We start from the raw sequence: 19,399 nt of genomic DNA, 5'->3' as shown, positions 1-19,399 counted from the left end.
CGAATCTGATTCTACGATGGAAACACCATGGAGAACGGAAGTTCTCCCGCTTTGATCTTGGCTGAACAGGAGATCCAATGACCACGGAACTGACCCGAGAGACCCTTGCCCAGTTGGACGCGGCAGACCCGCTGGTGGCCTTTGGCGACCGCTTCAACCTCCCGGAAGGCGTCATCTACCTCGATGGCAACTCATTGGGCGCGTTGCCGAAGGGTGCGGCCGAACGTGCCGCCCAGGTGGTGACCGAAGAATGGGGCCAGGGCCTGATCCGTTCCTGGAACACCGCCGGCTGGTTCGAGATGCCGCTGAAGCTCGGCGACAAGCTGGGGCGGCTGCTGGGCGCGAACCCCAGCGAAACCGCGATCACCGATACCACCACACTGAATCTGTTCAAGGCCTTGGCATCGGCACTGCGCACGCAGAAGGCTGATGCCCCGCAGCGCCGGGTGATTCTCACCGAACGCGACAACTTCCCAACAGATATCTATATCGCCGAGGGATTGGCTGATCTGGTCAACTCGCTCTCGCAGGAAACAGGTGTGGCCTATGAAGTGAAGCTCATCGATGGCGAGGCGTCGCTGCGCGCTGCACTGGACGAGACTGTCGCCGTGGTTGCCCTGTCGCACGTGAACTACCGCACCGGTTCCATGTGGGACATGGACGAGACCACCGCAGCAATCCACGGCTCCGGAGCCCTGGTGGTCTGGGACTTGGCTCATGCCGCGGGTGCAGTGCCGATTGACCTGAATGCAGCAGATGCCGACTACGCCGTGGGCTGCACCTACAAGTACCTCAACGGCGGCCCGGGCTCTCCGGCCTTCATCTGGGTCAATGCCCGCCACCATGAACGTTTCTGGCAGCCCCTGTCCGGCTGGTGGTCGCACAAGTCGCCCTTCGAGATGGCTGATAGCTACACTCCAGCAAATGACATTCGCCGCTTCATGTGCGGTACCCAGCCGGTCACTTCGCTGGCCATGATCGAGGTTGGCCTGGATATCGCGCTGGAAGCGGACATGGACAAGGTGCGTGCCAACTCGCTGGAGCTGGTGGACCTGTTCATCGAGCTGGTTGAGACCCGCTGTGCCGGCTACGGCCTGGAACTGGTGACTCCACGCGAACATGCTGCTCGCGGAAGCCACGTCAGCTTCCGCCATGAGCATGGGTACGAAATCATCGCTGCGCTCATTGACCGGGGTGTCATCGGGGACTACCGCGAACCGGAAGTCCTGCGCTTTGGCATCACCCCGCTGTACCTGACGCGTACCGATATCTGGGATGCCGTGGAGAAACTGCGTGAAATTCTGCACACCAATGCCTGGCAGCGCGAAGAGTACGCCGTGCGTAATGCCGTGACATAACGCAAATTCCGCCGCTTTCAGGCCTTGGTGCCCCGAAGCCAGCGAATCTGCGCGAGAGTAACCTTAAGAGCAGCACGGCATTTTCGATGCCGTGCTGTTCGCATAGGTCTAAAGGGAGCATCGTTGGGCAAGCAGCCGGTACGCGCCACTGAAGTCGGTTCGGGTTTGAAGAAGTCGCTGACTCCTGGGCAGATGTCCATGATCGCGCTGGGCAGTGCCATCGGCACCGGCCTTTTCGCGGGCAGCAAGCTCGCCATCGCCATGGCCGGTCCCTCGGTGATCATCAGCTACCTCATTGGCGGGGTCGTCGCCTTGCTGGTCATGGGCGCATTGGCGGAAATGACCGTCAAGCAGCCGGTGGCCGGTTCCTTCGGGGTCTACGCCGAACGCTATCTTGGACGTTTCGCCGGGTACCTGACCAAGTACCTGTACTGGTCTGCGCTGATCTTCGCCGTGGGCACCGAAGTCAGCGCGGTAGGCGAGTACATGCAGTACTGGTTCCCCGAGATTCCAAGGCTGGTTTGGGTCCTTGTCTTCTCGGCCGCGCTTTTGGGCGTGAACTTCTCCAGCGTGAAGATCTTCGGAACCACCGAATACTGGTTCTCCGCGATCAAGGTCTTCGCGGTGGTCGCGTTCATCATCATTGCCCTCTGGCTGGTGTTCCACGACCCCAGCGACCAATACGGGTTCCATAACTACTCGGCCGAAGGCGGCTTCTTCTCCAATGGCCTGTTCGGCATGTGGACCGCTGTCATCGTGGCGATCTTCTCCTACATGGGCATCGAGGCGATCTCCATTGCCGCCGCAGAAGCAAAGAACCCCAAGATTGCCGTACGCAAGGCCTTCAAGGTCTCCTTCCTGCGCTTGCTGCTCTTCTACGTGTTCACCATGGCCCTGATCCTCGCGGTGGCGCCCACCAGCGAACTGCTGGCCGGCGGATCGCCATTTGTCACTGTGATGTCCCAGATGGGTATCCCGTTCGCCGATTCGGTACTGAACTTCGTGCTCATCATTGCCGCGCTCTCGGCCATGAATGCCCAGCTCTATGCGGCAACCCGCATGCTGCATTCGCTGGCTGATTCCGGGCACGCGCCGCGCCTGGCACACCGGACCAACAGCGCGGGCGCTCCTATCCACGCGGTGTGGATGTCTGCCGGAGGCATCGCCGTGGCAGCACTGGTCTACGCGCTGGTTCCGGAGGGAGGCTTCGGCATCATGATGTCGCTGGCTACCTTCGGTGCCCTGGCGACGTGGTTCATGATCCTGGTGACCCACGTGTCCTTCCGCCGCCAGGTGCGCCTGGACCGGGCCGTCCTGGAGTACAAGCTGCCAGGCTACCCGGCCGCGTCGATTCTCGGCTCGGTACTGCTCGCCGGCCTGCTGGTGACCTCGTTCTTCGTGCCGGAATTCAAGTACACCCTGATCTTCGGTGTTCCCTTCGTCATCGTGATGTCGGTGCTCTACAGGCTGGTTTTCGCCGGCAAGAAACAGCCTGCGGCGAAGTAGCAGGGCAGTCGTCCGCGGTACTGGTTCGCTGGAGATCCGCGGCGCGGGCACTAAGATCTTAAGGGGCCTGCCGGTTGGCAGGCGCCGCAACTTTCGAGGAGCAATGGTGGCCAAGCTGTATTTCCGCTACGGAGCGATGAACTCGGGCAAATCCACGAGCTTGCTGCAGGCTGCCTTCAACTACGAGGAACGCGGCCAGCGTATCCTGCTGGCCAAGCCGGGGGTTGACACCAAGGGCGAGAAATCAATCGTTTCCCGCCTGGGAATCGAACGCGAAGTCGACTTCAGCGTGGGGCCGGAAGAGAACCTCCGCGAGAAGTTCGCGGCCCATTGCCTCGGCGATGACCCTGATGCCTTGCTGCCGCATGTGGATGCGCCGCCGGTAGCCTGCCTGCTGGTCGACGAAGTTCAATTCCTCTCCCGCACCCAGGTCGATGATCTTCTGCGCATTGCCGTGCTCGATGATGTCCCAGTGCTTGCCTACGGTATCCGTACCGACTTCCGCACCCGTGCCTTCCCGGGCTCGGCACGCTTGATGGAACTGGCGCACTCGCTTGAAGAGCTGAAGACCATCTGCCGCTGCGGGCGCAAGGCCATGTTCAATACCCGCCGATCGGGTGACCACATTGTTTTTGATGGAGACCAGGTCGCTATCGACGGTGAAGAGGTCTGGTACGAGTCGCTGTGCGCTGCCTGCTATCTGGAAGCATCCGGCGGCAAGCTGAGCTAGCTCAGCAGCCTTTCGGACCGGCAGCCAGCGGCCGGTCTGCCCAGTGGCGGCTAGTCCGGTAGCAGTCGAGTGCCGCGTTGCGCCGATAGGCAAGACCGTGCGCGCACCGATCGATGCGCTCCTGTGCCGGACAGTGAAACATATGCCCGGCATCGGACAAGCGCGGGAACGATACGACCAGCTCGAAGAGCAGAATGGAAATTCATCCCGCTGGCCTTGCCTCCGGCTCATCAGGATCCCTCGAAGGCGCAAAACCCATGGCGGAAAGAACGGCCTGCGTCCGGCCGCAAGCACATGCCAGCGGTTCCAGGAGGGAGCCGTGAACAAGGAATTGACGCATGATGCGATCGAGCAAGGGTGTACTGCCGGAGCTGTTGCCATGGCAGTGCTCCACGACCTGGCGCGCAGGACGCCCAACCGTACCAGGATTTCGCGCAGGAACGGATCGCCGCCGCTCGGATGTGCGGCACGCCAGTGATTGCGCGTTGGGTGGCTGATATGGCCTTGGCCGAGTTCGCGTAACTGGAGATCCAGTGCAAAGCAGCCTGGCTGCTTGTCGACTCGGTGCAGGAAGCGAAGGACTACCTGGCAAGTTTGGTTGAGGACGCCCCGGCGCGAGGCGCTAGCCGATGAGGCCGGCAACGGCCCGCTGCAGGCCCCAGTCGAAGCCGTCAGCCAGGGGTGCATCGACATCGAGCTGCACGAGGTTCTGGCGGTAGGCGACCGAGCCGAGCACGTGGTTCAGCAGCAGCTGCTGTCCATGGCGGGCATTTTCGGCAGGCAGCCCTGCTGCTTCCAGCAGGGTGCGAAGCTGCAGCACCGGCTGGAGCTCGGTGGCCTGCATTGCGGTGGCGACTTCGATGACCTCGGGGCTGTCCTGGATCGGCAGCAACGCGAGGTAGAGCTTGCGCGCCAGCTGCAGGATTGCCTCGGATGGGGAATTGTAGTCCTCGGCAACCACCGACAGCGCAGGGGTGTTCAGCAGCTGGGCGGCAACCTGCGCCAGCAGCTCCTGCTTGTTCTTCACATGCCAGTAGAGCGCACCGACCTGGACATCAAGTTCCTTGGCCAATCGGCGCATCGACAAATCAGCCAACCCGAACTGTTGCAGGATGCCGACCGCGGTGTCCACGACCGTTAACTGAGTCAATGCCATGGTGACAAGTCTAGTCGCAACGCCTGTGCGCGTTCAGGTTCCAAACACCGTGCGGTTCAGGAAGCCGTTGCGGAACTTGCCGGACGGATCCAGGCGCTGCGCCAAGGCAATGAAGTCGTTGAACTTCGGATACAGCCCGGCCAGTTGCGCGCCGGTGGCTGCGAAGAGCTTGCCCCAATGCGGACGTGCCGCAAAAGGTGCCAATGCTTCCTCGATCCGTGGAAGGAGCGCCTCGACAGCCTCCTGCTGGGGCTTCCACGTGAAGTGCAAGGCAATGCCGTCACGGCCGTAGTTTCCACTGAGCCACAGGTCATCGGCGGCAATGGTGCGCACTTCCGAGACCAGCAGCAGGGGAGTGATGGCAGGAGAAAGACTGCGGACAGCCTGGATCGTTTCGACTGCGTGCTCGCGCGGAACCAGGTATTCGGTCTGCAATTCATCGCCGGCACTGGGGGTGAAGTCCATGCGGAAATGCGCCAAGCGATCCGACCATGCACCGGCCTGGCCCAACTGGATGCTGCAGATCCCGCCGTCGGCGCCGGGCAGCGGGTGCAGCGCAGCGGTCGCCGGGAACCCGCCGAATCGGCCCTGGTCAATATGCTCTGCCAGCGCGTCGCCAACGCGGCGCTTGAGCCAGGCCTGGCCTACCTGCTCGCCGCTCCAGTCAGTGAACAGGCTGACGCTGTAGGCCGAAGCCTGAATGGTGTCGAAGTCCTCGAGCACCTTGTCCCAGGACAGGTCCTGGTAGACGGTCTGCTCCACCTCGAAGCTGGGCACGATATCCAAGGTGAGGTGGGTCAGCACGCCCAACGCACCCAGGCCGACCACGATGCCATTGAAATCCTCGCCGCCGCGCTTCACGCTCAGCTGCGAGCCATCGGCCAGCACCAGTTCCACCGCGCGCACGGCGGTGGCGAGGTTGCCATGGGTTTCGCCGGAACCGTGGGTTCCCGTGGATACCGCCCCGGCAACCGAGATATGCGGCAGGGAGGCGAGATTGTGCAGGGCATAGCCGGCGCGTTGCAGTGCATCAGCCAGGGCGCCGTAGGTGGTGCCGGCGCTGACGCGCACGGCCATGGCCAGCTCATCAATCTCGATGGCTTCTGGCATCTTGGCCAGAGAGATCATCAGCTCCTCGGTATCGGCGATGTCATTGAATGAATGGCGCGAACCCAAGACCTTCACGGATTTTGCAGCACGCACCAGGTTCCGCAACTGTTCAAGGCTGGTGGGGTAGAGCAGTTCTTTGGCCCGGTATTCAAGATTTCCGGCCCAGTTCAGTTCCCTGTTGCGCAGTTCCAAGGCTATTCCCTACTTGTCGAGCCACTGGCTGGAAACCAGTGCGCGGTAGCGTTCCAGTACCTGCGGGGCCGGTTCCATCGCCGGGACTTGGGCAGTGCCCTGTGCCCAGTGGGGGAATTCTCCGGCCAGGACGCCGGCCGCCTGGCGGGCGGCTCCATCGGCCACGTATTCGCCCGGGGCGGGGACCAGGATTGGCAAGCCCAGGATCTGTGCGGCGATCTGCTGGACCGCGCGGGACTGAGCGCCCCCGCCGACCAGGATGACGCGCTGGGCTTGGACACCTTGCGCTTCCAGTGCGCGCAGGCCGTCGGCCAGCGAGCAAACTACCGCTTCCACCGCGCTGCGGGCCAGATTCGCGGCGGTGTAGTTGGCTCGGGTAATGCCATGCAGCGAGCCGGTGGCCTCTGGCAGGTTAGGGGTGCGCTCGCCGTCGAAGTAGGGCAGCAAGGCCAGGCCGTCGCAGCCCGGGGCGGCGGACAGCGCCAGGTCATTGAATTCTTCGAGGCTGGCCTGCAGCAGGCTGGCAGTGGCGTCGAAGATGCGGGTGGCGTTCAGGGTGCATACCAACGGCAGGTAGTTGCCGGTAGCGTCGGCGAAGCTTGCCACCAGGCCGGAAGCATCTGCCGAGGGGGAATCGGCAACCGCGAAGACGGTGCCGGAGGTGCCCAGGGACATCACCGCATCGCCCACCTTGGCGCCTACGCCCAATCCGGCTGCGGCGTTATCGCCCGCGCCGGCACCGATCAATGCGCCAGACGCGGTGCGGCCAATGGATTCCAGCGGGCCAGCGACCGTAGGCAGAATCGGGGCGTGGCCCAGATGCTGCTCCAGCGCCTCGTAGTCATAGGCGTTTTCGGCGGCACGGTAGTAGCCGGTGCCCGAGGCATCCGAACGATCGGTGCGCAGGGCGGCCAGCCCTGCTGCCCCGGAGCCCGGGCCGTAGCCGGCCAGGCGCCAGGACAGCCAGTCGTGCGGCAGGCAGACGGCAGCGACCTTGGCCGCGTTCTGGGGCTCATTGTCCCTCAGCCAGCGCAGCTTGGTCAGCGTGATCGAGGAGACCGGGACGGTGCCGGTGCGCTGTGCCCAGTACCGGGCACCCGCCGCGGCATCGCCCTGGCCTGCCTCGGTGATGATCTGGCTGGCCGCCTGCGCGCTGCGGGTGTCGTTCCACAGCAGTGCCGGGCGGATCACCGCACCGCTGGCGTCGAGCACCACCATGCCATGCTGCTGCCCGCCCACCGAGATGGCGTCCACGTCGTCCAGGCCCCCGGCCTGGGCGATCGCTTCCTGCAATGCGCTGAACCAGGATTCCGGATCCACTTCGGTGCCATCGGGGTGCGAGGCACGGCCGGAGCGGACCAGGGCGCCTGTTGCGGCGTCGCGGATGACCACCTTGCATGACTGGGTGGATGAATCTATGCCGGCAACGAGCGTCATTGTTCTTCGGCTGCTTTCTGCGGTGGGCGGGGGTGAGCGGTCTAGCGGGCGTTGAGCAGGTGCTCGATGGCCAGCTGGTTCAGGCGGATGAACGCGAAGTTGCGCTGCGCTGCGGCGTTGGCGTCGAAGTCGGCGAAGCTTGCCGCATCGTCCATCAGCTGCTGCGCGGTTTCGCCGGCGTCCAGGGTGCTCTCGCCCAGCTCGAACACGCCCGAGAGCTTCATCGCCTCCTGGACCTCGGGGTCTGCGCGGAATGCCTGTGCGCGTTCCTTGAGCATCAGGTACATGGACATGTTTGCCTTGGCGGAGTCCCACACGCCGTCGTAGCCGTCGGTGCGCGATGGCTTGTAGTCGAAGTGGCGGGGGCCATCGTACTTGGGTCCGCCGGTCGGGAAGCCGTTCTCCAGCAGGTCGACGGTGAAGAAGGCGCTGGTCAGATCGCCGTGGCCGAAGACCAGGTCCTGGTCGTACTTGATGCCGCGCTGGCCGTTGAGGTCGATGTGGAACAGCTTGCCTGCCCACAGCGCCTGGGCGATGCCGTGGGTGAAGTTCAGGCCAGCCATCTGCTCGTGGCCGGTCTCCGGGTTCAATCCGACAATGTCCCCGTGTTCCAGCTTCTCGATGAAGGCCAGGCCGTGGCCTACGGTGGGCAGGAAGATGTCGCCGCGTGGCTCATTCGGCTTCGGCTCCAGCGCGATGCGCAGGCTGTAGCCCTTGTCCTTGATGTAGCCGGCTGCGGTGTCCACGCCTTCGCCCATGCGGTCAAGTGCCGCGGCCAGGTCCTTCGAGCCGTCGTACTCGGCGCCTTCGCGGCCGCCCCACATGACGAAGGTTTCGGCGCCCATTTCGGCTGCCAGGTCGATGTTGTGCAGGACCTTGGCCAGCGCGAAGCGGCGGATCGAGCGGTCGTTGGAGGTGAAGCCGCCATCCTTGAATACCGGGTGGCTGAACAGGTTGGTGGTCACCATCGGGACCTTCAGGCCGGTTTCCTTGAGTGCTGCACGGAAGTCCGAAAGGATCTGCTCGCGCTGGGAAGCGGTGGCGTCAAAAGGAATCAGGTCGTTGTCGTGGAAGGTGATGCCGTAGGCGCCGAGCTCGGCCAGCTTGTGGACAGCTTCCACCGGATCCAGGTTCTTGCGGGTGGCGACACCGAAGGGATCGGCACCGGTCCATCCCACGGTCCACAGTCCAAAAGTGAAGCGGTCGGCGGCGGTTGGCTGAAGAGTCATGGGATGCATCCTTGGATCGGGGGTTGGCTGATGCCATTTAGTTTATGTCCTGAACTATATGGGTGGTGATGCGCTAGAGTCAATAGCGAGCAGTGAACGATTCGTCCCAAAAAATTCTCAAGGAGAAGGCATGCGCCAACCAGCGTCTAGCGCCCGTGCCGCAAGCTCTTCGGCCCCGGGTAACGTCGGAGACGTGCGCAAAGCCAACCTGGCCAGGGTCCTATCGGTGATCGCAGGCGCAGGGGAAGACCAGCGGTTATCACGCGCCGATATCGCCCAACTCAGCCAGCTCACCAAGGCCTCGGTCTCCAGCCTGGTCGCCGATTTGCTGGCGGCCGGACTAGTTATCGAAATTGGCGTGCACCGCGACGGGGAACGCGGGCGGCCCTCGGTGGGGCTCATCCTGAACCCCGCACGCTGTGTCATGGGCATGGAAATCAACGTTGACTACATAGCCGCCGGGCTGGTGGACCTCAGCGGCAAACTGCTGGCACACGAAATCCTGCCCAGTGCCAACCACAGCTCAACAGCCAGCGAAGTGCTCGCTGCGCTGGGAGAGCTGAGTCAAAGGCTCCAAGCTGCCGCCCGGGCCCAAGGGCTAATGATTCTCGGCGGCGGGTTGGCTGTTCCTGGTTTGGTCAACGAGGAGCGGTACACCGTCCTGCAGGCCCCTAACCTCGGCTGGGAGCGGCAAGACCTGGATGTCGCAGCATTGCTGCCCGACGCCAAAACCCGCTTCAGGCTCTTTAACGAAGCCAACGCCTCAGCGCTGGCCCAGCAGCAGTTGATGGACGTCCAAGAACGCGACTTCCTGTTTGTCTCCGGGGAAGTGGGCATCGGTGGCGGATTGATAATCGACGCTGAACTTTTTGCCGGTCCCCAGGGACACGCCGGTGAACTCGGGCATGTGGTGATTGCCCCCGAGGGCAGGGCCTGCAGCTGCGGCGGTCGTGGATGCTTGGAAACCATTGCCGGGCAGGAAGCGATCCTGGCTGCCGCTGATCTAGGGGCGATGGTCGATAGCGCCTCGCGCCAACGGCGGATCCACCAGCTATTCCAAGCGCTGGAAACCGGAACCGAACCCGCGCTGAGCGCGGTAGCCGAGGCCGGAAAATCCTTGGGAATTGCGGTGGCCTCGGCCATGCGCCTGTATGACGTTTCCACGGTAGTCTTTGGCGGGCACTTTGCCGCCCTGGAACAGTGGCTACGTCCTGCCATGGAAGCCAGCCTCCAGATGCACGCGCCGAGCATCGCCGGCCAGGCTCGACTGCTGTGCTCGCCGCTGGGCCAAACAGGTGCGCTGGTCGGTGCCGCGCGCAGCGTGGCGGGGGACCTGTTGGAGGCCCCGCATCAGCTGGTGGGTTGAGAAACGCCTACCGGCTGCTGCAGTTCGGTCACCCAATCACCTTGGTCTTCGGAGATGGCACGCACGTAGACTTCGCGGCACGGACCGGTCGGAACCAAACCGCGGGCTAGGACTTCTTCGTGCACGGCCTGCCAGCTTTCATGGATGGTGTCCATGGAGCCGAGGTGCACTCCGCAGATGGCTTCGGGCACCGCGGGGAGCTCGATGATTTCGACATCGGCGAGGTTGGGAGCGTTAGTGGCGTATCCGGCAATGACCTCTACTCCATCCTCAGTTCCGTTGTATTGCGCAATGGGCGTGGCAAGGCTTTGGCCCTGAATGGACTGCGCGATTCTGTCGAAGAGCGGGCCGATGCGACCAGCGATTTCAGGTTGCTCGGACACCGTGAAGCGGCCTGCGGCCAAGCGCACTGCGGGCAGTGGCTTGTGGATGATTTCAATGCGTGACATGAGATTCTCCTTTGAGATCAAGCGCAGGCGCCGTTGCACATCCTGCAGCCGCTGCGTGGCCAGCCGGTGTTCGGCCTCGACCTGCGCGGCACGGTTCTGCAAGTGCTCAGCAATCTTTTCCGCGGTGGCTCCCTGATCCAGGATCAGGGAAACCTCTTCCAGGCCGAAACCCAGCTCGCGCAAGGCCACGATCTGATGCAAGCGCTGGAGCTGGGAAGGGTCGTAGGAACGGTAGCCGCTGCACGGGTCTACGTGGGCGGGCTTGAGCACCCCGGCGGTATCCCAGTGCCGCAGCATGCGGTGGGTAACCTGGCCGATCTGCGCAAACGCCCCGATGGATAGCATGCTTCAGTTCTCCGCCCTCACACTGTGTCAGGGTCAAGCCCTTGGCTGGTTTTGGAATAATTGTTGCATCGCGAGAGTTCTCCCGGGCGGTTTTGACGGCCGGCAAAGTTCCGGAATCTCCGAGCAGCTACGCATGAATCCTTGGATGAGGCAGCAGCTGGCTATAGTCTTCCAGGGTGAAGACCCGTCAAACCGCCTTGCGCTTCCTCAACCTGGCTCGGATACTGTGGGCGCTGGCCACCCTGGGCGCTATCGTGGCGACCTACGCCGACACTGCCTCACGGGGCCCGGTGCAGCCACTGAATTTCTTTGGCTACTTCACCATCCAGTCGAATCTGGTGGTGGTTCTGGTCGGGCTTATCGCAGGACTGATGGGCCTAGCCAAGGGTGCTTCGATGCCCCGCTGGGTTGTGGGCCTGCGTGCCATGGCGAGCGTGTGCATGGTCGTGGTCGGGCTGATCTACCTCACGCTGCTGGCACCCTTAGGGGCCGCAGGCGGGGTTCCGCTTCCTTGGGCGAATTGGGTAATGCATATTCTCGGTCCCCTGCTGGTTCTGGCCGATTGGCTCTTGGCCAGGGACCGTACTTCCCTGTCCTACCGGGCGGTGCCGCTATTGCTGATTTACCCGTTGCTCTGGACCGGGGTAGTGCTGATTCGCGGAGCGTCCGATGGATGGGTTCCTTACCCGTTCCTCGACCCGGATCAGGGATACCCCGTCATTGCCCTGTACGTTGTTTCCATTGCCGTGCTCTTCGCGGGAATAGCTTTTCTGGTTGTCGCTTATGGCCTGCGTGGGCGACATCGTGACGTGCAACTCGAGATTCGCTAATCGTTTCGGTAAACTTTGGTCGTAAGAGCCCCTAACTCTTGCAACGGACCTTCAGGTTTCAGTGAGCAGGACAGGGGCATATTTTTTGTCCGGCACCGTGCCGGGACGGCGCTAAGCACGCCGCAACCGCTGCTTTAAGCAAGGGGGAGGATCCCATGCCAGCAATCGTGATCGTCGGAGCCCAATGGGGCGATGAAGGCAAAGGAAAGGCTACCGACCTGCTCGGTGGCAAGGTCGACTATGTAGTGAAGCCAAACGGCGGCAACAACGCCGGGCACACCGTGGTCGTAGGCGGCGAGAAGTACGAGCTCAAGCTCCTTCCTGCCGGCATCCTTTCCCCGAACGCCACTCCGATTATCGGCAATGGCTGCGTGGTGAACCTTGAAGCCCTCTTCGAAGAAATCGACGGCCTGGAATCGCGCGGCGCCGACACCTCGAAGCTGCGCGTTTCGGCCAACGCCCACCTGGTGGCCCCGTACCACCAGACCATGGACAAGGTCACCGAACGCTTCCTGGGCAAGCGGGCCATCGGCACCACCGGCCGCGGCATCGGCCCCGCCTACATGGACAAGGTCGGACGCCTGGGCATCCGCGTGCAGGACGTCTTCGACGAGTCCATCCTGCGCCAGAAGGTCGAAGGCGCACTGCGCCAGAAGAACGAGCTGCTGGTCAAGATCTACAACCGCCGCAGCGTCGAGGTCGAGGAAATCGTCTCGTACTTCCTCTCCTACGCCGAGCGCCTGCGCCCGCTGGTCATCGACTCCACCTACGAGCTGAACAAGGCTCTGGACGAGGACAAGGTCGTGCTGATGGAAGGCGGCCAGGCCACCTTCCTGGACGTGGACCACGGTACCTACCCATTCGTGACGTCCTCCAACCCGACTGCTGGTGGCGCGTCCGTGGGTTCGGGCATCGGCCCGACCCGCATCACCCGCTCCATCGGCATCATCAAGGCCTACACCACCCGCGTGGGTGCTGGTCCGTTCCCTACCGAGCTGTTCGACGACATGGGCCTCTACCTGCAGAAGACCGGTGGCGAATTCGGCGTAAACACCGGACGCCCGCGTCGTTGCGGTTGGTACGACGCCGTGCTGGCTCGCCACGCTTCGCGCGTGAACGGCTTCACCGACTACTTCGTCACCAAGCTGGATGTGCTCACCAACATTGAGCAGATCCCGGTATGCGTGGCCTACGACGTTGACGGCGTGCGCCACGACGAAATGCCGATGACGCAGACCGAGTTCCACCACGCGAAGCCGATCTTCGAGTACTTCCCGGGCTGGACCGAGGACATCTCGGGTGCGCAGAGCATGGAAGAGCTTCCGGAGAACGCAAGGAACTACATCCTGGCCCTGGAGAAGATCTCCGGCACCCGGATCTCCGCCATCGGCGTGGGACCGGACCGCGATCAGACCATCGTGCGCCACGATCTGATCCAGGACTAGTTCCTGTAGCCAAGGAGCCGCCGCAGTTCATCAGCTGATGAACTGCGGCGGCTCTTTTTCGTTTGCGTAGCGCCAAAGCATGTTGGCCACGAGATCCAGTCACACCCAGATGAAACTCTAGGATTGAATGGTGCCTGCCGGTTGTGCCGAACAGGCGCAACCAGTATGTGGATGTACCAAGAAGGAACTCGAATGCCAGAACAGATTATTGTCAGCGCCGTCATTTTCAGAAACGATGCGGGGCAGGTTCTGACAGTCCGCAAACGGGGTACGGCATCATTCATGTTCCCTGGTGGCAAGCCAGAGCCAGGGGAAGCGGCTATTGATGCAGCGATGCGAGAAGTGAGCGAAGAGCTGGGAGTGAGCTTGGATTCAGCATTGCTGCGTCTCATTGGAACCTTCACGGCCCCGGCGGCTAACGAAGAAGGGCATAGCGTTCAAGCCACCGTATTTGAACATCCGTTGGTACCGATTGCTGAACCTCTGGCCGAAATTGAACAGCTGCGGTGGATTGACCCATTAGCGGAACTGGACGAGCTCGCTCCTTTGCTCAAAGACGTGGTCTTCCCAGTCTTGGCCGCCCAGCACCGAAAGATTCGAAGGCTGGCAGTTTTCACCGGCTCCGCTTCGGGCAATTCACCTATTTATGAGCAGGCGGCAGAAAACTTCGCGCGCACTGTTGCTGCCTCGGGTCGAGCCATCGTCTACGGCGGCGGACGGGTAGGCCTGATGGGATCAATTGCTGATGCTGCCCGAGCGGCCGGTGGAGACGTTTTCGGAGTTATGCCGCAGGTCCTGGTTGATGGTGAACTGGCGCATCCAGGATTAACGAGCTTGGAAGTTGTGCCCGACATGCATGCTCGCAAGCACCGCATGTCAGAACTGGCTGATGGTTTTGTCGCCCTGCCTGGTGGCGCCGGAACGTTGGAAGAGCTCTTTGAAGTATGGACTTGGCAACAGCTTGGAATCCACGCAAAACCGGTAGCACTCCTGGACGTCGACGGATTCTGGCAGCCGCTGCTGAGCATGCTGGATCACATGACGGATCAGGGTTTCCTGGCCCCGAAGTTCCGTGACTCATTGGTGGTCGCCAGCGAACCGGAAGCGCTTTTGGATGCCCTATCCTCGTGGGAAGCGCCAGCGGCAAAATGGGGCGCCGGTTCCAAGAACTGAAGCTCGATGAACCAAACGAGCCCTGTGCCCAGCGGTTTTCACCGCTGGGCACAGGGCTCGAATCTATCTGCTCGACTCGGTATTCCTGGCGGACTAGAGCGTAGGCTCTTGTGCCGTGGCATTGATCGGAGCGTCCTGGATCTTGCCCGCAACCCGCAGGTTCCAGTGCTCAATCACCTGTCGGTCCGTCGACTTGGTCAATAGCGAAACAGCAATGAACGCTGCTGCCGAAGCGATCAGGCCATAGTAGATCGGCTCATTGGCATAGACGCCGTCGAACTTGTTCTCGGCCTGGATCTCCAAGATGATCATGGTGCCCAAAGTAGCTATCGATCCGGCAGCCATGGAGGCCGTAGCGCCAAGGCCGTTGCCGCGCTTCCACAGCAGGCCGCCGATGATTGCCACCAGCAATCCGCCCACCAGGATGTCATAGGCAATGGTCAATGCTGCGACCACGTCATCCACCAAGATCGCCAGCGCGACCGTCACGACGCCCAAGGCCATGACCCAGATGCGGTTTGCGCGCACGTCATGCTCCGGGTTCTCATCGGTATTCACTTCCAAGTGCTTGCCGAACCAGCTGGCGACAAATGGGGTGACGTCGGTGCGGGCCACGGTGGCGGCGGCGATCAGCGCACCGGAGGCGGTGGACATCATCGCGGCCACGGCCGCGGCCATGACCAATCCGCCCACCGCAACGGGCAGCAACTGAGTGGCGACCTCGGCATAAACCACGTCCTTGTTATCCGCCGCGCCGGCGATGTTCGGCAGCGCCACCTTCGCGGCCATGCCAATCAGTGCGCCGGCAGCACCGTAGAAGATGCAGTAGATGCCGGCGGTCATCCCGCCCCAGCGGGCGACCTTCGGGGTTTTGGCGGTGAAAACGCGCTGCCAGATATCCTGGCCGATCAGCAAGCCCAAGGTGTAGACCACGAAGTAGGTGATGATCGACTGCAGCCCCATGCCGGTGAAGCTGAAGAATTCGGCGCCCACGCGCTCGCGGATGCCATCCATGCCGCCTGCGGCATTCATGGAGAATGGCAGCATCAGGGCGAAGATGCCGACGGTCTTGATGACGAACTGCACCTGGTCGGCCAGGGTGATGGACCACATGCCGCCGATAGTGGAGTAGATGACTACGATGGCGCCGCCGATGGCGATGGCCAGCCATTTCTCCCAGCCGAAGAGCACCACGAAAATGGTGGCGTAGGCGCTGGTTGAGGTGGCGCAGAGCATCAGCGTGTAGGCCAGCATGACGATGCCGGAGGTATTGGTTGCCGCCGCGCTGCCGTAGCGCAGGGTCAGCATCTGCGAAACGGTGAAGACCTTGAGCTTCTGCAGCGTCGGGGCGAAAGCCAGCGACAGCAGGATCACGCCTGCGCCAATAGCCACCACGAGCCACATGCCGGAGATCCCGTGCTTGTAGCCCAGGCCAACGCCGCCCACGGTCGAGGCTCCGCCGAGCACCACCGCCGCCATGGTTCCGGTGTAGAGGAAGGGGCCCAGGCGCCGGCCGGCCACCAGATAGTCGCTGCTGTTCTTGGTGCGGGATTTGCCCCACCAGCCAAAGGCCAGCATTGCGGCCAGGTAGGCGGCGACAATCGCGCCGTTGATGAATTCCATGGAGAACCTCGATGTCCGGATAAAAGCAGCGCTTACCTTAAGTAAACTTTTGTTGCATCACAGGCTACTAGCGCTGGCGCTGCCGATCAATGGAAATCGCGAACATTGCCCACCGCACTGCTCTGGCCAGCCGCAATGTGACGAAGCAAACCGTTCCATTCAGTGAAACTTTCTAGACATTTTGCACTCAAATATGATTCATATACGGCATCGTGTCACATATGCGTAGCATTCGATCGGCAATGTGTGCAATCGCAGCTTGTTTAGTACTGTTTCACGTTGACGCAGCGTTGCATCATTGGCCAGCAGGGCCGTTTTCTCCGCCGTTGCGTCAGACGATTTCTCGAAACCAGAAAGACGCCTAGAAGATGAGTGAAAATGGTCAGGGCCTGACAAAGAAGTCGGCCGGACACGTCATTGTCGACACGCTTGCCGCGCACGGCGTGGAACGCGCCTACGTGGTGCCGGGTGAAAGCTACCTGGATGTCCTTGATGGGCTGCACAACTCGCCAATCGAAACCGTGGTCTGCCGCCACGAAGGCGGAGCCACCTACATGGCCGAAGCCGAAGGCAAGATGCACCAGCGCCCCGGCATTGCCATGGTGACCCGTGGCCCGGGAGCTGCCAACGCCCACGTCGGCCTGCATACCGCATGGCAGGATTCGACCCCGCTGGTGCTATTCGTGGGGCTGATCCCGTTCGAGCACCGTGAAAAGGAAGCCTTCCAGGAATTCGATCCCAAGGCATGGTTCGGCACCGGCGCCAAGCGCGTGATGATCCTGGACCACGCCGATCGCGCCAGCGAAGTCGTCGCCGAGGCCATGTTCGCTGCCATGTCCGGACGCCCGGGCCCGGTGGTCGTCGGCCTGCCAGAAGACATCATCCGCAACGAAGTTTCCGCCGAAGTCCATCCGGAAATCCCGGTGGCTACCGGCGGCATGACCGTGACCGACTGGAAGGCGCTGAATACTGCCTTGCAGGAAGCGGATAAGCCGCTGTTCATTTTCGGCGGCAACGACTGGTCCCACGAAGGCGCAGCGGACTTCACTCGTTGGCTCGAGGAACACGACCTGCCAGCCGCTGCCGAATGGCGTTGCGAGGGTACCGTGCCTTTCAACTCGCCATCCTATGTTGGCCCGATCGGCTACGGCCGCCCCAAGCCGACCTATGACCTGCTGGAAGAGACTGATCTGCTGATCTTCGTCGGCACGGTTCCAGGCGACGTCATCACCGACGGCTTCAATGTCCGCCAGAACTGGGACAAGAAGAACTTCCTGGTCACCATCGACCCGTCGCTGCGCGGACGTTCCGGCCCGGTATCGCACCAGATTGTCGCCAAGCCCGATGTCTTCGTTCGCGACCTGCTGCTGATGGATTTGCCGGTCAAGGAATCCTGGAAGGAGTGGACTTCCCGGATGCGCGGCGAGCAGGAGAAGTTCGCCGAACTTCCACCAGCGCAGCCTTCCGCGGGCCAGGCGAGGATGGCGACCATGATGGCTAATCTGGTTGGATCCCTGCCCGAAGACGCCCTGGTGACCTTCGGCGCTGGCGAGCACACCAACTGGGCCCACCGCTACTTCCCAACCAACGGCTACGCTTCGATGCTCTCGGCACGCAACGGTTCCATGGGCTACTCGATTCCTTCCGCCGTCGCCGCTTCGCTGAACTACCCGGGGCGCCGCGTGGTGACCATCGCAGGTGACGGCGAGTTCTTGATGAATGGCCAGGAGCTGGCTACCGCTGCCCAGTACGGCGCCACCCCGCTGGTGATCGTCATGGACAACCAGCAGTACGGCACCATCCGCACCCACCAGGAACGCCAGTACCCGGAACGGGTTTCCGGAACCCAGTTGGCCAACCCCGACTTCGCGCTGATGGCGCAGTCCTTCGGCGGGTTCGGCGTCCGCGTCGAGAATGATTCAGATGTCCCGGCTGCCCTGGAAAATGCGCTGAAGGCCATTGACGAAAACAAGAAATTCGCGTTGATCCATTTGGTGGTAGAGCAGGGAATCAAGGCCTACTAGGCACTGGGTGCGCTCAGCGAACAGTCGGGTCTGCGACGTATAATTCCAGCGGGTGTCGTTTCTAGCGATACCCGCTGGATGCTTTAACCAGCAGAGGCAACAGACCGAGACCTTCAACCGTGGAGCGGCCCTAGAATGAACGATGCCCTTATTGCTAGCCTTCTCCGGGCCGTAGAAGCAGCGCCGGACGACCATGCCCTGCGATTGCACCTGGCTGAACAGCTCGATGGTGCCGGTCGATCCGCCGAAGCGCTGTCCCATGTCAGCATCGTGCTGCAGCAGGAGCCGGGGAACGCGTCCGCGCTGGGAATGCTTGGAGCGATCAGCGCGTCGATGGCCGCAACGATGGCCCCGCAGGCGCCCGTCGCACCCGCAGCGGATGCCGCGCCGGCTGGAAACCAGCAGAACGATACGCCACCAGGCTACGACTGGGAAGCAGGTTCCAAGGAACTCGGCAGTTCGCTGCCGGCGCCCTTTATTGAAGGACGGGTCCCACTGCATTCAGATGCGGGGTCCGATGTTCCGGAAGCTCCCATCGAGAACCCGGCCGGACCGGGAGTCACCCTGGATGATGTGGGTGGCTTGCAGGCGGTCAAGGACCGCCTGCACGAATCCTTCCTGGCACCGATGCGCAACGCCGCAATTGCCAAGGCTTTTGGCAAATCATTGCGCGGCGGGCTGCTGCTGTATGGGCCACCGGGATGCGGCAAGACTTTCCTGGCTCGCGCGGTGGCCGGTGAGCTGAAAGCCAATTTCATGTCTGTCACCATTACCGATGTGGTTGACTCCTACATCGGTGAAACGGAAAAGCGGCTCAAGGCGATTTTCGACCAGGCCCGCAAGAATGCTCCAACGGTTCTCTTCATCGATGAGATTGATGCCATCGGCATCCGCCGCGGTTCGCTGACTGGATCGGGCGCGTGGATGCGCCAGATGGTCAATCAGCTGCTGATCGAGATGGATTCGCTTGCGGGAAACAACGATGGCCTTTACGTTCTGGGGGCTACCAACCACCCATGGGATCTGGACGAAGCACTGCTGCGTCCAGGCCGGTTGGACCGGACCCTGCTGGTGACTCCGCCGGACGCGCCGGCACGTGAGTCCATCTTGCGGTACCACCTGAAGAACCGCCCGATTGCCGGAATCGCCCTGGAATGGATTGCGGCACAGACCGACGGATTCTCGGGCGCGGACCTGGAGCACGTGTGCACCACTGCCGCCGAGAAGGCAATGATGCAATCCATCGAGCGCAACGAGGTTCTCCCCTTGGACATGGGCCATATCAGAACTGCCCTGGCGGAAATCAAGGCGTCGACTTTGCCGTGGCTGGAATCCGCGCGAAATGTGGTGCGCTTCAGCAACCAGCATGGCCGCTACGATGATTTATCCGAGTATCTGGTTTCGCAGAACATGCTCTAGAAAGCAC

At 62.2% G+C, this 19,399-nt stretch carries 15 protein-coding genes; 9 read left to right on the top strand and 6 right to left on the bottom strand.

The annotated features are described in order from the left end of the window. Positions 1–77: 77 nt before the first annotated feature. The 3 genes from kynU (at position 78) to AAZQ98_RS12435 (ending at position 3,594) form a co-directional block, all read left to right on the top strand. Positions 78–1,358: a kynureninase gene (gene kynU, locus AAZQ98_RS12445; protein ID WP_434692677.1), complete on the top strand. Its 1,281-nt coding sequence runs from the start codon at positions 78–80 to the stop codon at positions 1,356–1,358. A 123-nt stretch (positions 1,359–1,481) separates the two neighbouring features. Next, entirely contained in the window at positions 1,482–2,864 is a 1,383-nt protein-coding gene (locus tag AAZQ98_RS12440) for an amino acid permease (protein ID WP_400343179.1), read from the top strand. Positions 2,865–2,970: 106 nt separating this feature from the next. Beyond that, positions 2,971–3,594, top strand: a complete 624-nt coding sequence (locus AAZQ98_RS12435) for a thymidine kinase (RefSeq protein WP_105658007.1) — start codon at positions 2,971–2,973, stop codon at positions 3,592–3,594. A 622-nt stretch (positions 3,595–4,216) separates the two neighbouring features. Here AAZQ98_RS12435 and AAZQ98_RS12430 read toward each other — a convergent pair. From AAZQ98_RS12430 to xylA, 4 genes are read right to left on the bottom strand one after another with little or no spacing between them, the layout of a single operon-like run. After that, on the bottom strand, positions 4,217–4,750 hold the full coding sequence (locus AAZQ98_RS12430; RefSeq protein WP_105657914.1) for a TetR/AcrR family transcriptional regulator: 534 nt from the start codon (positions 4,748–4,750) through the stop codon (positions 4,217–4,219). 33 nt (positions 4,751–4,783) lie between these two features. Continuing rightward, a complete protein-coding gene (locus AAZQ98_RS12425) occupies positions 4,784–6,052 on the bottom strand; it encodes an FAD-binding protein (protein WP_105662645.1) in 1,269 nt (422 codons plus the stop codon). Between the two features lie 9 nt (positions 6,053–6,061). After that, entirely contained in the window at positions 6,062–7,489 is a 1,428-nt protein-coding gene (gene xylB / locus AAZQ98_RS12420; protein WP_400343176.1) for a xylulokinase, read from the bottom strand. 41 nt (positions 7,490–7,530) lie between these two features. Beyond that, complete coding sequence (gene xylA, locus AAZQ98_RS12415) at positions 7,531–8,718, bottom strand: xylose isomerase (RefSeq protein ID WP_400343174.1); 1,188 nt, start codon at positions 8,716–8,718, stop codon at positions 7,531–7,533. Positions 8,719–8,848: 130 nt separating this feature from the next. On the opposite strand from xylA, the gene AAZQ98_RS12410 reads away from it, so the two are divergent. Beyond that, a complete protein-coding gene (locus AAZQ98_RS12410) occupies positions 8,849–10,084 on the top strand; it encodes an ROK family transcriptional regulator (protein WP_332488375.1) in 1,236 nt (411 codons plus the stop codon). Here AAZQ98_RS12410 and AAZQ98_RS12405 read toward each other — a convergent pair. Continuing rightward, complete coding sequence (locus AAZQ98_RS12405; protein WP_105657919.1) at positions 10,069–10,878, bottom strand: MerR family transcriptional regulator; 810 nt, start codon at positions 10,876–10,878, stop codon at positions 10,069–10,071. The two genes, AAZQ98_RS12410 and AAZQ98_RS12405, sit on opposite strands and share 16 nt — an antisense overlap. A 176-nt stretch (positions 10,879–11,054) precedes the next feature. Here AAZQ98_RS12405 and AAZQ98_RS12400 point away from each other — a divergent pair, with 176 nt between their 5' ends. The 3 genes from AAZQ98_RS12400 (at position 11,055) to AAZQ98_RS12390 (ending at position 14,326) form a co-directional block, all read left to right on the top strand. Next, a complete protein-coding gene (locus tag AAZQ98_RS12400; protein WP_105657920.1) occupies positions 11,055–11,708 on the top strand; it encodes a Pr6Pr family membrane protein in 654 nt (217 codons plus the stop codon). A 155-nt stretch (positions 11,709–11,863) separates the two neighbouring features. Next, positions 11,864–13,153 carry an adenylosuccinate synthase gene (locus AAZQ98_RS12395; RefSeq protein ID WP_388024618.1) on the top strand — a complete coding sequence of 430 codons (1,290 nt, stop codon included), beginning with the start codon at positions 11,864–11,866 and terminating at the stop codon, positions 13,151–13,153. Positions 13,154–13,345: 192 nt separating this feature from the next. Continuing rightward, positions 13,346–14,326: a TIGR00730 family Rossman fold protein gene (locus AAZQ98_RS12390; RefSeq protein WP_388024617.1), complete on the top strand. Its 981-nt coding sequence runs from the start codon at positions 13,346–13,348 to the stop codon at positions 14,324–14,326. 93 nt (positions 14,327–14,419) lie between these two features. On the opposite strand, the gene AAZQ98_RS12385 is transcribed toward AAZQ98_RS12390, so the two are convergent. Beyond that, positions 14,420–15,949: a sodium:solute symporter gene (locus tag AAZQ98_RS12385; protein ID WP_388024616.1), complete on the bottom strand. Its 1,530-nt coding sequence runs from the start codon at positions 15,947–15,949 to the stop codon at positions 14,420–14,422. Between the two features lie 368 nt (positions 15,950–16,317). Between AAZQ98_RS12385 and AAZQ98_RS12380 the strand changes: the two genes are divergently transcribed. Next, positions 16,318–17,973, top strand: coding sequence for a thiamine pyrophosphate-dependent enzyme (locus tag AAZQ98_RS12380; RefSeq protein WP_400343165.1), 1,656 nt, complete (start codon positions 16,318–16,320; stop codon positions 17,971–17,973). Between the two features lie 135 nt (positions 17,974–18,108). Further along, entirely contained in the window at positions 18,109–19,392 is a 1,284-nt protein-coding gene (locus AAZQ98_RS12375; RefSeq protein ID WP_434692669.1) for an AAA family ATPase, read from the top strand. Positions 19,393–19,399: the final 7 nt, after the last annotated feature.

Origin of the sequence: Glutamicibacter sp. Je.9.36 (assembly GCF_051129975.1) — a bacterium.
In the GTDB taxonomy this organism is placed as follows: Bacteria; Actinomycetota; Actinomycetes; order Actinomycetales; family Micrococcaceae; genus Glutamicibacter.
Note: the sequence above shows the minus strand (reverse complement) of the source record. Positions and strands in the feature narration are given on the sequence as shown.